This window comes from Brevibacillus ginsengisoli (assembly GCF_050113715.1).
GTDB classification, from domain to species: domain Bacteria; phylum Bacillota; class Bacilli; order Brevibacillales; family Brevibacillaceae; genus Brevibacillus_H; species Brevibacillus_H ginsengisoli.
In genome coordinates, this window is sequence record NZ_JBNJQR010000002.1 from 35,443 (window position 1) to 50,313 (window position 14,871).

15 protein-coding genes are annotated in these 14,871 nt (G+C 45.5%); 14 read left to right on the forward strand and 1 reads right to left on the reverse strand.

Annotation, left to right across the window (positions count from 1 at the left end; genetic code table 11):
• The first annotated feature begins 33 nt into the window (after positions 1-33).
• The 9 genes from ACQCN2_RS03715 to ACQCN2_RS03755 all read left to right on the forward strand — a co-directional run bounded on the left by ACQCN2_RS03715 (position 34) and on the right by ACQCN2_RS03755 (position 7,364).
• Positions 34-738 (forward strand): Type 1 glutamine amidotransferase-like domain-containing protein, encoded by a 705-nt coding sequence (locus tag ACQCN2_RS03715; RefSeq protein ID WP_426927555.1) that lies wholly within the window; start codon positions 34-36, stop codon positions 736-738.
• Between the two features lie 170 nt (positions 739-908).
• Positions 909-1,934, forward strand: a complete 1,026-nt coding sequence (locus ACQCN2_RS03720) for an NADH:flavin oxidoreductase/NADH oxidase (RefSeq protein ID WP_426927556.1) — start codon at positions 909-911, stop codon at positions 1,932-1,934.
• A gap of 263 nt (positions 1,935-2,197) precedes the next feature.
• Positions 2,198-2,839: a CBS domain-containing protein gene (locus tag ACQCN2_RS03725; protein WP_426927557.1), complete on the forward strand. Its 642-nt coding sequence runs from the start codon at positions 2,198-2,200 to the stop codon at positions 2,837-2,839.
• A gap of 185 nt (positions 2,840-3,024) precedes the next feature.
• The gene (locus tag ACQCN2_RS03730) at positions 3,025-3,594 is read left to right on the forward strand and encodes a beta-class carbonic anhydrase (protein ID WP_426927558.1); all 570 of its coding nucleotides are present in this window, start codon (positions 3,025-3,027) and stop codon (positions 3,592-3,594) included.
• Positions 3,595-3,776: 182 nt separating this feature from the next.
• On the forward strand, positions 3,777-3,947 hold the full coding sequence (locus ACQCN2_RS03735; RefSeq protein WP_426927559.1) for a DUF2759 family protein: 171 nt from the start codon (positions 3,777-3,779) through the stop codon (positions 3,945-3,947).
• A 126-nt stretch (positions 3,948-4,073) separates the two neighbouring features.
• Positions 4,074-5,249 (forward strand): putative cytokinetic ring protein SteA, encoded by a 1,176-nt coding sequence (steA, locus tag ACQCN2_RS03740; RefSeq protein WP_426927560.1) that lies wholly within the window; start codon positions 4,074-4,076, stop codon positions 5,247-5,249.
• Between the two features lie 12 nt (positions 5,250-5,261).
• Positions 5,262-5,828 (forward strand): copper transporter, encoded by a 567-nt coding sequence (locus tag ACQCN2_RS03745; RefSeq protein WP_426927561.1) that lies wholly within the window; start codon positions 5,262-5,264, stop codon positions 5,826-5,828.
• Complete coding sequence (locus ACQCN2_RS03750; RefSeq protein WP_426927562.1) at positions 5,815-6,498, forward strand: glycosyltransferase family 2 protein; 684 nt, start codon at positions 5,815-5,817, stop codon at positions 6,496-6,498. The genes ACQCN2_RS03745 and ACQCN2_RS03750 overlap by 14 nt, the downstream gene beginning before the upstream one ends.
• Positions 6,486-7,364: a hypothetical protein gene (locus tag ACQCN2_RS03755; protein WP_426927563.1), complete on the forward strand. Its 879-nt coding sequence runs from the start codon at positions 6,486-6,488 to the stop codon at positions 7,362-7,364. The genes ACQCN2_RS03750 and ACQCN2_RS03755 overlap by 13 nt, the downstream gene beginning before the upstream one ends.
• Positions 7,365-7,372: 8 nt before the next feature.
• Here ACQCN2_RS03755 and ACQCN2_RS03760 read toward each other — a convergent pair whose 3' ends face one another.
• Complete coding sequence (locus tag ACQCN2_RS03760; RefSeq protein ID WP_426928159.1) at positions 7,373-7,633, reverse strand: DUF2627 domain-containing protein; 261 nt, start codon at positions 7,631-7,633, stop codon at positions 7,373-7,375.
• A gap of 146 nt (positions 7,634-7,779) precedes the next feature.
• On the opposite strand from ACQCN2_RS03760, the gene ACQCN2_RS03765 reads away from it, so the two are divergent.
• The 5 genes from ACQCN2_RS03765 to ACQCN2_RS03785 all read left to right on the forward strand — a co-directional run bounded on the left by ACQCN2_RS03765 (position 7,780) and on the right by ACQCN2_RS03785 (position 14,867).
• Entirely contained in the window at positions 7,780-9,843 is a 2,064-nt protein-coding gene (locus tag ACQCN2_RS03765) for a sigma 54-interacting transcriptional regulator (RefSeq protein ID WP_426927564.1), read from the forward strand.
• A gap of 253 nt (positions 9,844-10,096) precedes the next feature.
• Positions 10,097-11,188, forward strand: a complete 1,092-nt coding sequence (locus tag ACQCN2_RS03770; RefSeq protein WP_426927565.1) for a Glu/Leu/Phe/Val family dehydrogenase — start codon at positions 10,097-10,099, stop codon at positions 11,186-11,188.
• Positions 11,189-11,377: 189 nt separating this feature from the next.
• A complete protein-coding gene (lpdA, locus tag ACQCN2_RS03775) occupies positions 11,378-12,799 on the forward strand; it encodes a dihydrolipoyl dehydrogenase (protein WP_426927566.1) in 1,422 nt (473 codons plus the stop codon).
• A 73-nt stretch (positions 12,800-12,872) separates the two neighbouring features.
• Positions 12,873-13,871: a thiamine pyrophosphate-dependent dehydrogenase E1 component subunit alpha gene (locus tag ACQCN2_RS03780; protein WP_426927567.1), complete on the forward strand. Its 999-nt coding sequence runs from the start codon at positions 12,873-12,875 to the stop codon at positions 13,869-13,871.
• A 12-nt stretch (positions 13,872-13,883) separates the two neighbouring features.
• Positions 13,884-14,867: an alpha-ketoacid dehydrogenase subunit beta gene (locus ACQCN2_RS03785; RefSeq protein WP_426927568.1), complete on the forward strand. Its 984-nt coding sequence runs from the start codon at positions 13,884-13,886 to the stop codon at positions 14,865-14,867.
• The last annotated feature ends 4 nt before the right edge of the window (positions 14,868-14,871 follow it).

Consider the following 14,871-nt stretch of genomic DNA (forward strand, 5'->3'; position numbering starts at 1 on the left):
AAACAGGCCAAGAATCGAAAGGAAAAGATAATCATGAAACCCAGACAAATCATAGCTCTTGGAGGCGGAGGTTTCTCCAGCAATCAGGAGCGTTCTCCACTTGATCGTTATATCCTGAAGCAATCAGGAAAAGCCAATCCCAGAATCTGCTTTATCCCAACCGCAAGCGGAGATTCCGAGGATTATATCCAACGGTTTTATCGATACTACGAGAAACAGAATTGTCAGCCGTCTCATCTTTCTTTATTAAAACCCAATTTCTCGGATCTTGAAGCAATGATTATGGATCAAGATATCCTGTTCGTAGGCGGGGGAAATACAAGAAACCTCCTTGCGCTTTGGGGAGCATGGGGCCTTGACGAGATTATACGAGAGGCGTGGAAGCAAGGTATTGTGTTGGCGGGCATTAGTGCGGGATCGATTTGTTGGTTTGAACAAGGTTTAACCGATTCCGTTCCTGGGCGATTATCAGCGATCAACGCTTTGGGCTTCTTGCCTGGCAGTAACTGCCCACACTATGACAGTGAAGCCTCAAGGAGACTGACCTATCTACAAATGATTGCGCGTGGAGAGCTGCTGGGAGGATATGCGGTAGAAGATCAGGTTGCTCTTCACTTCATCGGTACTCAATTATATAAAGCAGTCACTTCCTCAGACACAGCACGGGCTTATCAAGTACGTCAACAGGGAGATCAGGTGGGAGAAGGGGTGATCATGCCAGAACGTTTAACAGAGTGAACAAACTCTTCCCATCCCTGATCGGAATTGCATTCTGGACACGTTTTTAAGCATTTTGTGGTTTAAAAAGACAAGCAAATAACAATAAATTTTATGCTTTAAAAAGAGAAGTAACAGATTTATAATCAGGATGTACATACACTGGAATTGAGACGAAAGGGAGTAGCGATATGACTAGTTTAATGACACCCTATAAAATAAAGGGATTGGAACTCAAAAATCGAATCGTGATGCCACCGATGTGTCAATATTCTGTCGATGCCAAAGATGGGATCCCGAATGATTGGCACTTTGTCCATTATGTTTCGAGAGCGGTGGGCGGTACCGGGCTCATCATTATGGAAATGACGGATGTGGAGCCGGATGGCCGAATTTCCGATTATGATCTTGGACTTTGGTCTGATGATCATATCCCCGCTTTTCAACGAATCATTCGTGAGGTTCATAAATATGGGGCCAAAATAGGCATTCAGATCGCTCATGCTGGACGTAAAGCGGAAGATGCGGAAGTTCCTGTTGGACCATCCGAGATTCCTGTTAGTAATGAATATAAAAAACCACGAGCACTTACCACAGAGGAAATCAAGGAAATGGTGCAAAAGTTTCAGGATGCTGCTGTTCGAGCGATCAAAGCCGGGGTTGATACCATTGAAATTCACGGTGCTCACGGGTATCTCATTCATCAATTCCACTCTCCATCCATCAATAACAGAGACGATCAATACGGAAAAGATTACTCCTTGTTCGGAGTGGAGGTTATCCGTGCGATCAAGAGTGTTATGCCGCCAGAGATGCCGTTGATCATGCGCATTTCGGCAGTGGAATATATGGACGGCGGTTATGACCTTGAGCACAGTATCCAAATTAGTCGCAAATACCAAGAAGCCGGTGTAGACGTGTTTCATGTGAGCTCAGGTGGAGAAGGACCGGCCGGAAAGCGCAAGCCGGGTAATCATCCTGGCTATCAAGTGCCTTTTGCCCGAGCAATTAAACAAGCCTTGCAAGTACCTGTCATCGCAGTTGGAAACCTGGATGATCCACAGTTGGCTGAAGCAACAATTGCCAACGAGGATGCCGATCTGGTGGCAGTAGGACGAGGCATGCTCAAGGACCCTTACTGGGCACTTCATGCTATCCAAGCGCTATCGGGGCAGGCCAGAGAAGTTGCTCCCAAGCAGTATGAAAGAGCGTTTTAATGTTCAGTAACCAAGACGTAAATCTTTGCTGCATCCTAACAGGGTCCCTTCCATCCAGAAGGGACTTTTATTATTTTTTTGGCAAATAATCTGTTTCGTTCACCGAAAAGTCTAGAACCTTGTTGGGACAGGCTTTTTATTTTCCGAATATCTGGCATGTAAGCCTTGTAAATGGTACAATAAAGACAGATCAAAAATATTTTTTTGGTCAACGTATTATCTATAGCAAGACTCAAACAGATCTTTTGAGAGGGGAACATTGTATGTTTATTCAGGAGTGCTTGACACCTGTAGAGAATTTAACAACCGTATTACCGAATGAAACGATTTCCCATGCTTTAAACCTGATGAGACAACAAAACCTATATAGCCTTCCCGTAGTTGATCAAAGTGGGTCTTTCTATGGCTCTATAAGCAAGAGAAGTATATTCGAACTGTTGGAAACTGGCAAATTTACTGGAGAATTCAATGAATTTATTCAAATGCCTCTAGCTGAAGGTGTGGATAAACAAATTCCGCGGCTTACATTCGAGCATATATATGAAGACTTGCTTCCTATTATTGTTCGCTATCCGTTTGTTCCGATTGTGGATGAGAATAATCATTTCCTGGGAATTATCAAACGAAAAGATATCGAATTGGTACTAGAATCAGTATTTGGAATGACGATCAAAGGCACTCGGATGGTTATTACGCATTATGAAGGCAAAGGGATTATGAAGGAAATTATGACGCTTCTGGCTGACCATCAGGCAAACGTAATTTCTTGTATTTCTTTTGATTCCAAGCATCATGGTGTCCGCCGGATTTTGACCAAATTCAAGTCGGAAGTTCCGACAGACATTATCAAAGAGGATCTGGAAAAACATGGTTATGTAGTTCCTTACGTTCTTGAAAACTCCTAGCCCAAATTCATAAACGGTTTATCTGCTCCCGATTTCTAAGGTCGGGAGTATTTTTTTTAGCGGATTGGAATATGGTATAGGCCAAGTTTTTTAAAAGTGCAGGATAAGGTTCATGTTCCTCTTGAGATTGGATATAATAAGTAAGATAGAACATTCTTAATTGCAAAAAGAAGGGAGTGGCTCGAATGAGTACCCTATTGAAAGAGATTCTAAAGTACAACGATAAGTTTGTGGAGGAACAAAAATATGTTCCCTACCTTACCTCCAAATTCCCTGAACGTAAGCTTGTATTAATCACTTGTATGGACACGCGCTTGATTGAGCTTTTGCCTGCCAGTATGAACTTAAAGAACGGTGACGTAAAAATAATAAAAACAGCGGGAGCAGTTGTTTCACATCCATTTGGCAGTGTGATGCGCAGTATTCTGGTCGCGATCTATGAGTTGAACGCTGAAGAGGTTTTTGTCGTAGGTCATTATGACTGTGGGATGGGAAGTGTGAATCCCCGCGCAATGAAAGAGAAATTCATTAAGCAAGGGATTAAAGAAGAAACAATCAATACCTTGGAGTATTCGGGTATGGATCTGGAACGTTGGCTTCAAGGCTTCGATTGTGTAGCGGATAGTGTGAAAAACAGTGTCTCCATGATCCGTCACCATCCACTCCTTCCCAATAAAGTTCCTGTTCATGGACTTGTCATGGATCCAAGTACCGGCAGGCTTGATGTCATTGATGATGGGTACACGCACATCTAACATTCCACAGCAGTTCCAAAGCAAAAGTAAACGTTCGTTGAAGGTTATTTCCCCTCTAATTGTGAAATCGTATGTCACAAATGCGGTTATGGCTTGTTTCGCCAAATGGGAGACTATATAATGGAAATTGCTATTGTATGGAATGAACGTCTATAATTGTATAATTAAGGAGCTGTGGAATCATGAACTTATTTGACATCTTAATGTTTATCATGACCCTTTTCATTGCAGCTGGTGTTTACCGTTCTGCCAAAGTAAAAAATAAATTTGCTGTCGGATTTGGCCTGGTTTCCTTAGCTATCTTCGTATTTGCTGACGCTTTGATTGTATACTTTGCTACACAGGCTCACTAATCTTACATACGACTGAAGTGAATACGAACGAAGAAGAGACTATACGATGTTATAGTCTCTTTTTTATGCTCTTTTTCTCCTTGTTTCTGCATGAAGCTAGGCAAGAATTGCCATACTACGGGGGAGGTGGGGTACTTGCTTCAGCGAAAACGAACCAACTCCCAAGTCATCGTAGCCACCGTTGTAGTGGATCAGAAGACGAAACAATTATGCATGCGAATTCAACCAGGCCAAATTGCCATTATTGCGCATGAAGATGTGGATGAGGTAGCGGCGGAAGCGTTGATTGAAGCCAATGTACGAGCAGTGATTAATACCAAAAGCTTCATGACAGGAACCTATCCATCGATCGGAGCCAAGCGGCTGCTTGAGTCCAAGATTCCACTGTTTGAAGTTGTTGGGGATAGCCCGATGGAGATTATGTCTCTTCAGGATCAGTCAACCGTCCGTATTACCACTTCACTTCTTCTGCAAGTGCTTCATCATAACGGATGGGCAACCTATGCTCAACTTGCTGTTGTCACACCTGATTCCATTTGGAAAAAGACGCAAATCGCGAATGCACAGCTTGACCGAACGCTTTCGCAATTTATTGATAACACGTTAATGTACGCAAAGTGGGAGAAAGACATCTTTTTGAAACCACTTCCCAAGCTGAGCTTACAGACGCAAATCGCGGGTCGACATGTCATTGTCGTCGTACGTGGCAAGCATTATCGGGAAGATCTGCAAATGCTATCTTCGTACATTAAAGAATGCCGCCCCGTACTAATCGCCGTAGACGGGGGAGCAGATGCTCTGTTGGAGTCAGGCTACCAACCAGACCTCATCATTGGGGATATGGACAGTATCTCCGATGATGCCTTACGATGCGGGGCTGAGATTGTGGTTCATGCCTTTGTCAATGGATACGCACCCGGTCACGAGAGGGTAGAGCGTCTCCAGTTAGTCCATCAGCTTTTGCCAGCACCAGGGACAAGTGAAGATGTGGCGATGCTTTTGGCCTATGAAGAAGATGCGGAGTTAATCGTGACGATTGGCACCCATACAAACATGATTGATTTTTTAGAAAAAGGCCGAAAAGGGATGGCAAGCACCCTTTTGGTCAGGACCAAAATCGGCCCCAAACTAATCGATGCCAAAGGAGTTAGCCAACTGTATCAGCCTCGCGTGACGGCAAATACTTGGGCCTTGTTTATGCTCGCATCGTTGGCTCCGATTATGGCTATTTTGGCGATTAATCCGGTCATACGCAATGTGTTGAATATGTTCGTTCGTCAATGGATGATGCTAACATTTTAGGAGAGCTGCGCGATGATCAATATACGCTATCACTTTATTACGATTGCCTCCATTTTTTTAGCGCTGGCTATTGGCATTTTGTTAGGTGGTACAGCCGGGCAATCCTGGTTTACCGCCAAAGAACGGGAAATCTTTGAATCCATGGAGCAAAAATATAACAAGACGCTAAAAAGCAATAATGAACTAAAGAAACAAGTCAATCAACTGATGATGCAAGTAGAGAAGAGCAACGAAGAAGTGACTCATTTGATGGTTACGAGATATGCCAATGAATTGCAGGGGCAACACGTTTTTATTTGGTATCCTGACTCTTTGAACCCAAGTCTTTACACACGAATTCTGGAATCGGTTGGACTTCATGTCGTTCATTATGATCCTCCCGTAACCTCCAGTAACCCTCAAAAAGAAGCGTTGCTGATTCTGGGCAAGGAAGTTCCCGAGTGGATTCATCGTTTGCCATCAGGGGTAAAGTGGGTTCAGGTTGATACGATGCCGAATACTCCGTCTAAAAAGTGGAAAATGCTAGAGATTGTACAAACTCTTCTAAAGGAGAAGAGGTGGGAGAATGAAAAAAGTTAGTATTGTGGTACCCGCTTACAATGAAGCTTCTCAAATCTTACGGACGCTTCGGGCAATCCGATTGTACATTCCTCATCAGGAATTGATTGTTGTGGATGATGGCAGCAGCGACAATACGATGGAAATTGCCAGTGAGCTGGCGGATTTAGTAATTCGTTTACCCATCAATCGAGGCAAAGGGATCGCGTTGCAGACTGGATGGAAGCAATCCAGAGGGGACATTGTGATGTTGCTTGATGCTGATTTGTGTGAAAGTGCTCGCTTTGGCTTTCGATTAGCAGATCCCATCCTGGAAGGACAGTGTGATATGAGCATCGCTGTGTTGCCGCAACCAATGAAGCGAGTGGGATTGGGAATGGCGAAAGGGCTGGCGCGAACTGGAATTCGTATGCTTACCGGGTTTACCCCAGTCTCGCCACTATCGGGTCAGAGAGCGATTCGCAGAGAAGTGCTTTCCTCCCTTCGCAGCCTGGATAAGGGGTTTGGTGTGGAAGTTGGTCTTACGGTAGATGTTCTTCGAGCAGGCTATCGAGTCAAAGAAATACCGGTTCAATTTACTCATCGGCAAACGAACAATGATTGGCGTGGGTATTATCACCGCGGTCGGGAATTCGTCGCCATCACAAGAACACTAGGCAGGAAAATGGGAGAAGGTCTATGGATCAGATAGCGTTGGAAAACAAACAGTATATTTTGTTGATGATTGCCATCATTACGCCTATCGGATTGTTCTCCTTATGGTATGAGAGAGGACTCGCTTATTTGCGAAAACAGGGAATGGTTCGAAAAAACTATGAAGGTCTGTTCATTCCCACCGCGGGTGGAATTCTCTTATTTGTCAATGTAACCGTTACTTGGATGATTGAGCTTTGGTTAATCCATGTGTTCGCTCTTTACCAAGGGTACATACAGGATATGAGTTTATTTCTTGTGGGTTCATTCGCTGTCCTGATCTTCGGATGGCAAGATGATACTTCCCATGACCATAAAAATAAAGGCCTTCGTGGTCATCTGAGCACTCTTTGGCGTGAACAAAGAATGACCAGTGGACTCTTGAAGGCATTTGGCATTTTGGGAACGGCACTGATTATCAGTATTCCTCTGTCTCAAGGTATCGTGGAAACAGTGGTTCATCTATTACTTTTGACGTTATCCAGCAATTTAATCAACCTGTTTGATGTGAGACCCGCTCGAGCCATTAAGGTGTTCTGGCTACTGTTTGGTATTGTATTCGCGTCGAGTCCGATCTTTTATTCCACGATTGCTTGGATCTTTTTGCTGCCGGTTTTCAGTGGTACACTTTGGTTCTTTTTTCGTGATGCGCAAGGATCGATTATGCTGGGGGATACAGGTGCCAATTATTTAGGTTTTCTATTGGGGATTGAAATGATGATTGCTTTTGCTCTGCCAGTCAAACTTGCCATTGTCTGCTTGTTACTCCTGATTCATGGGCTTGCGGAGCAGAAATCCTTTTCTAAGGTGATCCAATCAAGAGGGTGGCTCAACTGGCTAGATTCGCTGGGACGGAAATCGTGAATGATTGCTTATTCATCATCTTCCTCTGGTGTCATGAAGCGAGGCTGTACACGATTGCGCTTCCGATCGTGATGCAGAATGAAGCCCGCGATAAACGCGACCGGTAACGTAAATAGGATAAAGCCTATACTAAATTGTCCCCATAAGAACGTATGAATGTCAGGATCAAAATATAAGTAACAGACATCTCTCATCAGCTTGATTCCGAAGCCCGCAATGGCAGCAGGAATGACCATAATGAGTAGAGCGACAATCTTCTGGGCAAGCATTCCGTTCACTTCCTTGATTAATTCTTCCAACAAGATTTCTTTTCCATCATATAGCATATAGCATGATCTATTACTTGTCCAACAGACAAAATAAGATACAATGGATAGGGAAATAGACGTCCAGATAGAGAAAAAGGGGGAACCTTATGCTTCAGGTGCTAATTGTAGGGGCTGGCCAAGGCGGTAGTGCGCTGATCAATATGCTGGTCAAAATGGAGCAGGTTCATATTGTGGCCGTAATCGACAAGCGTGAGGACGCGCCTGGTATTCAACTGGCACAGAAATTAGGGATTGAAGTAGGAAGGGGCTATCTTCCTTATCTACATAAGAATGTGGATGTCATATTAGAAGCGACTGGTGATGAACAGGCTTATCAGGAAATCCTGGTGGAGAAACCTAACCAGGTCGTTCTCATCCCCGGTACGTTCACCAGTCTGGTAATGCGGCTGATTGAGGAACGGGAGCAACTGATCGGGCAATTAACGCACAGTCAACGAGAGCACGCCATTATGTTGAACTCCACCCATGACGCGATCATTGCGGTGAACGCTAAAGGAGTCGTGACGATATTTAACCGTGCTGCCGAGAAGTTAATGGGTATTGAAGCTGAGAAGGTGCTGGAGAGTGAGGCAGAGGCTACAATCCCCAACACCAGACTGCACATTGTACTTCAAACGGGGCAACCGGAGCTGAATCAGGAACAGGAGCTCCCCAACAAGACGAGGATTATCACCAATCGAGTGCCTGTCCGGGACGAAAATGGTGCTGTAATGGGAGCGGTGGCTATTTTTCGAGATATAACGGAAGTCATGGCTTTAGCAGAAGAAGTAACGGATTTAAAAGAGCTGAAAAGCATGCTGCAAGCCATTATCAACTCGTCAGATGAAGCCATCTCTGTCGTAGACGCGCAGGGATATGGCATCTTGTTTAATCCCGCCTACACGCGAATCACAGGTCTTGGACATGATGAGGTGATCGGGAAACCTGCATCAGCAGATATCTCAGAAGGCGAGAGTATGCATATGCAAGTGCTTCGAACCAAGAAACCTGTTCGCGGGGTTCCTATGAAACTAGGCCCTAAACGAAAAGATGTCATGGTCAACGTAGCGCCGGTCATTGTTGATGGGGAGCTGAAGGGGAGTGTAGGGGTTGTCCACGATATCTCCGAACTCAAAACATTGACAGAAGAGTTGGAAAAAGCGCGCAGATTAATTCGAACTCTTGAGGCGAAATATACGTTTGATGAAATTATCGGTGAAAGCGAACCAATGAAAGTAGCGATCGAACAAGCCGGCAAAGCCGCCCACACGCCAGCAACAGTCCTCTTGAGAGGGGAATCCGGAACAGGTAAGGAGCTGTTTGCCCATGCGATTCACAATGACAGCCAACGCAAGTACAACCAGTTTATCCGGGTGAACTGTGCGGCTATTTCAGAGTCGCTTTTAGAAAGCGAGTTGTTCGGCTACGAAGAAGGTGCGTTCACGGGTGCCAAGCGCGGAGGCAAGCGTGGTTTGTTTGAAGAAGCGAGTGGCGGAACCATTTTTCTGGATGAAATCGGGGAGTTATCGATTGGAATGCAAGCCAAGCTATTACGTGTCTTGCAAGAAAGGGAGATTGTTCGAGTTGGAGCGACCAAAGCCATTCCGATTGATGTGCGTGTCATTGCGGCTACCCATGTCAACCTGGAGTCAGCCATTTCGAGTGGACGCTTCCGCGAAGACTTGTATTACCGGTTGAATGTAGTGCCGATCCATATACCGCCACTGCGCCAAAGAAAAGAGGATATGAAACCGCTCGTTCGCTTTTTATTACGCAAATATAACTTGGAGTATGGGCGTAATGTTCAAGATATTTCCGATGATGCCATGTCGAGGCTGCTCCATTATCAGTGGCCGGGGAATGTAAGGGAATTAGAGAATGTGTTAGGGCGTGCATTAATTAATATGAAGCTTCATGAGACAATCATCTATGAAGGGCATTTACCGACGCTTGAGCAAAGAAGCTCAAATACCCCTGAACCAAACCCGTCAAAGAATAAACTCACGGACAAGCGCAAGCTGAAAGAAGTACTAGATGATGCGGAGCGAACGCACATTCGACTAGTTCTGGAGCAATGTCAAGGGAATCGAACGGAAGCAGCCAGAGAGTTAGGTGTGTCATTGCGCAATTTATACTACAAATTAGAGAAATTAGGAATCGACCAAGAATGAGAGAGAAAACTTGTGTGCAAAAAAATGCATGCAAGTTTTTGCGCTTTTGTGCAAAATACTGCATGCAATGACAAGTTTCACAAAATGAAATGTGTCGTAATTTCTACAATTAGTAAAGCGCTTTCAAAAAATATTTTTGTTGGCACGCCTCTTGCATATTACATAGGCAGTGTTTTTCCAGTAAACTATATGAGGGGTAACTTACTCCGATGGATGCATGGAATTGAAATTATCAGCACAGGGGGATTTGTTTATGAAAATTTTTGACTACCTTCAACGTTACGATTATGAGCAATTGGTTTTCTGCCAGGATGAGACTTCCGGCTTGAAAGCAATCATTGCGATACACGATACAACACTCGGGCCTGCATTGGGCGGAACTCGTATGTGGACATACAATACTGAAGAAGATGCGATTATTGACGCGCTTCGTCTCGCTCGCGGGATGACCTATAAAAATGCGGTTGCTGGTCTTAACCTTGGTGGCGGTAAAACCGTTATCATCGGCGATCCTAGAAAACATAAGAGTGAAGAATTATTCCGTGCATTCGGTCGTTTCGTACAAGGACTGAACGGACGTTACATTACCGCAGAAGATGTAGGAACAACCGTAGCGGATATGGATTTGATCCATCAAGAAACCGATTATGTTACCGGTGTATCTCCAGCGTTTGGTTCCAGCGGTAATCCATCTCCAGTCACTGCATATGGTGTATATCGTGGGATGAAAGCTGCTGCCAAATTAGCTTACGGTTCAGATAGTTTGTCCGGTAAAGTCATTGCGGTTCAAGGTGTAGGGAATGTTGCTTATAACCTCTGCAGACATCTTCATGAAGAAGGCGCGGATCTGATTGTTACGGATATCAATGAAGAGAATGTAGGGCGTGCTGTTAATGAATTCGGAGCCAAAGCGGTTGGAGTCAATGAAATCTTCGGCGTGGATTGCGATATCTTCTCGCCATGCGCGTTGGGTGCGATCATCAACGACGATACCATTCCACTTCTGAAAGCTAAAGTAATCGCAGGTGCGGCTAACAACCAGTTGAAAGAAGAACGTCACGGGGATCTCATCCATGAGAAGGGTCTTATCTACGCTCCAGATTACGTAATCAACGCAGGTGGAGTTATCAACGTGGCAGACGAGTTGCTTGGTTATAATCGTGAACGCGCGTTGAAAAAAGTAGAAACCGTGTACGACAACATTCTTCGCGTATACGAAATCTCTGAACGCGATGGAATTCCATCCTATAAAGCGGCCGATAGAATGGCAGAAGAGCGTATCGCTAGAGTAGCGAAATCCCGCGGTACATTCTTGAAAGACCCTAAGTCTTTGTTAAGCAAGTAATTCAAGCGTGTAAGGTAATATCGAAACGACTATACTGGAGTAATGAATGGATCAGGCAACGACGGGAATTGGCTTTCATCGGTTAATTTCCGTCGTTGCCTTACGTGAGTCGATAATTTACAGTAATCTTATGCCAGAATGCAATGGGCACTTGTCTAGTAAAACTATTAGAAAAGGAGACCTAACTCTATGTCTCAAGAGTTTGACGTCGTCATTTTAGGTGGGGGTACCGGGGGCTATGTGGCAGCGATTCGTGCTGCACAACTCGGATTGTCAGTTGCGATCGTGGAAAAAGATAAGCTCGGCGGTACATGCTTGCACCGTGGATGCATTCCTTCCAAGGCTCTATTACGCAGTGCGGAAGTTTACGCAACGATGAAGGAAAGCGACAAATACGGGATATTGGCAGAGAATATCGGCTATGACTTCAGCAAAGTGCAAGCGCGCAAACAGTCTATCATTGATCAGTTACATAAAGGGATTCAATACTTAATGAACAAAGGCAAGATCAAAGTGTATGAAGGATTCGGTCGAGTGATGGGCCCTTCTATTTTTTCTCCGCAGGCGGGTGCCGTACGGATTGAGACAGAGGGCGGCGAACAAGAAATCATTGTTCCACGCTTCTTGATTCTCGCGACAGGATCTCGTCCGAGAACACTTCCGGGATTAGAAATCGATGGCGAATACGTCATTACCAGCGATGAAGCATTGGAACTCAAAGAACTGCCAGCTTCCGTCGTGATTGTTGGCGGCGGCGTCATCGGTATTGAATGGGCGTCTTTGCTGAATGATTTTGGGGTTGAGGTAACGGTTGTGGAGTATGCCAATCGGATCTTGCCATTAGAAGATGAAGATATCAGCAAAGAGATGACCCGACTACTCAAGAAACGCAAAATCAAGATAGTGACAAGCGCGAAGGTCTTGGCGGAAACCGTATCCAAAGGAGATGGCAAGGTAACCATTCAAGCGGAAGTGAATGGAACCAACGAGAGCTTCTCTGCGGAAAAACTACTTGTTTCTGTCGGTCGTCAAGCCAACATCGAGAATCTTGGTCTGGAAGCGACCGAGATTAAGGTGGAACGTGGAGCGGTTGTTGTAAACGAGTTTTTCCAAACGGCCGAGTCGCATATCTATGCCATTGGGGATGTAATTGGCGGACTTCAGCTTGCGCACGTTGCCTCTCATGAAGGCATTGTGGCCGTTGAACACTTGGCTGGTCAAGACGCGCACCCACTCGATTACACTAAAATCTCCAAATGCACCTACAGTCGTCCTGAGGTAGCCAATGTCGGCTTAACCGAACAGGAAGCCAAAGAACAAGGCTACGATGTAAAAGTCGGCAAATTCAGCTTTAAAGCGTTAGGCAAGGCGCTTGTCCATGGAGAGAATGACGGGTTCGTGAAACTGGTTGTAGACAAGGCGACTAATGATCTCTTAGGTGTCCATATGATTGGCCCGCATGTAACGGATATGATCTCGGAAGCAGGATTAGCAAGAGTGCTGGATGCGACTCCGTGGGAGATCGGACATACCATCCATCCACACCCAACACTCTCTGAAGCGATTCAAGAGGCAGCTCTTGCGGTAGATGGATTAGCCATTCACGGGTAAAAAAATCACTTGCTGCAAGAATTAGACCCTTTTGCGCGGTGCTCGAACAATGAATGAAGGAGGCATGCAGATTATGACCAACTCGACTCAAAATCGTCATCAGGCGGTCGGTCTTACGGATACACAAGTGTTTGATATGTATTATTACATGCTGCTTGCACGTAAACTGGATGAACGTCAATGGTTGTTAAACCGTGCGGGTAAGGTGCCATTCGTTATCTCTTGTCAAGGACAGGAAGCGGCACAAATAGGAGCTGCCTTCGCTTTTGAAAAAGGAAAAGATTACGCTTGCCCATATTACCGCGATCTTGGCGTTGTCCTCGTAATGGGTCAATCCGCGAGAGATACAATGCTCTCCGCTTTCGCGAAAGCGGAAGATCCGAACAGCGGCGGTCGACAAATGCCTGGTCATTTCGGCGGAAAAAAATTCAATATCCTCTCAGGTTCAAGTCCGGTTACCACGCAGGTTCCTCATGCTGTAGGGATTGCGCTTGCTGGCAAAATGCAAGGAAAAGACCTCGCAGTATTCACTTCCTTTGGAGAAGGCTCCAGCAACCAGGGAGACTTCCACGAGGGAGCGAACTTCGCTGGGGTTCATAAGCTTCCAGTCGTCTTTTTCTGTGAAAACAATAAATACGCGATTTCTGTTCCGCTCAAAAAGCAATTGGCTTGCGCAAGCGTCGCGGATCGTGCCATCGGTTACGGATTCCCGGGCGTAAGCGTTGACGGAAATGATCCAATTGAAGTTTACCGCGTGGTTAAAGAAGCTGTGGATCGTGGACGCAGAGGCGAAGGACCAACCTTGGTTGAAGCCGTGACCTACCGTCTTGTGCCGCACTCCAGTGATGACGACGACCGCGTCTATCGTACACGCGAAGAGGTAGAGGAAGCGAAGAAGAAAGACCCACTCATTCAATTCGCTAACTATCTCAAAGAAGTTGGATTGCTAGATGAAGCAAAAGAACAGGAACTGCTCAAAAAAGTGCAAGCTGAAGTGGACGAAGCGACAGAATATGCAGAAAACGCGCCGTATCCTGCACCTGAGTCTACTCTGACGAACGTTTACGAATAAGGGGGAAGAAGAATGGCAGTCATTTCATTTATTGATGCGATTACCATGGCGATGCGCGAGGAAATGCGTCGTGATCCCAACGTATTCGTATTGGGAGAAGACGTCGGAGTACGTGGTGGAGTATTTCGCGCTACCAATGGATTAATTGATGAGTTTGGTGAAGATCGCGTTATGGACACACCGTTAGCCGAGTCTGCAATCGCAGGGGTAGCCATCGGTGCCGCGGCTTATGGCATGCGTCCGATTGCGGAAATTCAGTTTGCTGATTTTATTATGCCAGCCGTGAACCAAATCGTGAGTGAAGCAGCCAAAATGCGCTATCGTTCCAATGGAGATTGGCATTGCCCAATCACGGTTCGCGCGCCGTTTGGTGGAGGAGTGCACGGAGCGCTTTATCACTCTCAATCAGTTGAAGCAATGTTTAACAGCACACCAGGTCTCAAGATTGTGGCTCCTTCCACCCCGTATGATGCCAAAGGCTTGTTGAAAGCTGCGATTCGCGATAACGATCCGGTCTTGTTCTTTGAACATAAACGCTGCTATCGCCTGATCAAAGGAGAAGTTCCAGACACGGATTATGTACTTCCGATCGGGAAGGCGGATGTAAAACGTGAAGGAACGGACATCACGGTTATTTCATACGGATTGACCTTGCATTTTGCCTTGCAAGCCGCTGAGAAGCTGGCTCAGGAAGGTATTAGTGCTCACGTGCTTGATTTGCGTACGCTCTATCCTTTAGACAAGGAAGCGATTATTGAAGCGGCAACCAAAACAGGTAAAGTTCTGATCATCCATGAGGATAATAAAGAAGGCGGTATCGGCGGTGAAGTAGCAGCGATTATTGCTGAGCATTGCTTGTTTGAACTGGATGCGCCGATCAAACGCCTATGCGGCCCTGATGTGCCTGCTATGCCGTACAGCCCGCCTATGGAAAAATTCTTTATGCTGAATCCCGACAAAGTCCTAGAAGCAATGCGTGAATTGGCGCACTTCTAACATT

Bases quoted from the DNA above. Each gene is read 5' to 3' on its own strand.
- ACQCN2_RS03715 (WP_426927555.1), top strand. From the start codon at position 34: ATGAAACCCAGACAAATCATAGCTCTTGGAGGCGGAGGTTTCTCCAGC.
- ACQCN2_RS03720 (WP_426927556.1), top strand. From the start codon at position 909: ATGACTAGTTTAATGACACCCTATAAAATAAAGGGATTGGAACTCAAA.
- ACQCN2_RS03725 (WP_426927557.1), top strand. From the start codon at position 2,198: ATGTTTATTCAGGAGTGCTTGACACCTGTAGAGAATTTAACAACCGTA.
- ACQCN2_RS03730 (WP_426927558.1), top strand. From the start codon at position 3,025: ATGAGTACCCTATTGAAAGAGATTCTAAAGTACAACGATAAGTTTGTG.
- ACQCN2_RS03735 (WP_426927559.1), top strand. From the start codon at position 3,777: ATGAACTTATTTGACATCTTAATGTTTATCATGACCCTTTTCATTGCA.
- ACQCN2_RS03745 (WP_426927561.1), top strand. From the start codon at position 5,262: ATGATCAATATACGCTATCACTTTATTACGATTGCCTCCATTTTTTTA.
- ACQCN2_RS03750 (WP_426927562.1), top strand. From the start codon at position 5,815: ATGAAAAAAGTTAGTATTGTGGTACCCGCTTACAATGAAGCTTCTCAA.
- ACQCN2_RS03755 (WP_426927563.1), top strand. From the start codon at position 6,486: ATGGATCAGATAGCGTTGGAAAACAAACAGTATATTTTGTTGATGATT.
- ACQCN2_RS03760 (WP_426928159.1), bottom strand. From the start codon at position 7,633: ATGCTTGCCCAGAAGATTGTCGCTCTACTCATTATGGTCATTCCTGCT.
- ACQCN2_RS03765 (WP_426927564.1), top strand. From the start codon at position 7,780: ATGCTTCAGGTGCTAATTGTAGGGGCTGGCCAAGGCGGTAGTGCGCTG.
- ACQCN2_RS03770 (WP_426927565.1), top strand. From the start codon at position 10,097: ATGAAAATTTTTGACTACCTTCAACGTTACGATTATGAGCAATTGGTT.
- lpdA (WP_426927566.1), top strand. From the start codon at position 11,378: ATGTCTCAAGAGTTTGACGTCGTCATTTTAGGTGGGGGTACCGGGGGC.
- ACQCN2_RS03780 (WP_426927567.1), top strand. From the start codon at position 12,873: ATGACCAACTCGACTCAAAATCGTCATCAGGCGGTCGGTCTTACGGAT.
- ACQCN2_RS03785 (WP_426927568.1), top strand. From the start codon at position 13,884: ATGGCAGTCATTTCATTTATTGATGCGATTACCATGGCGATGCGCGAG.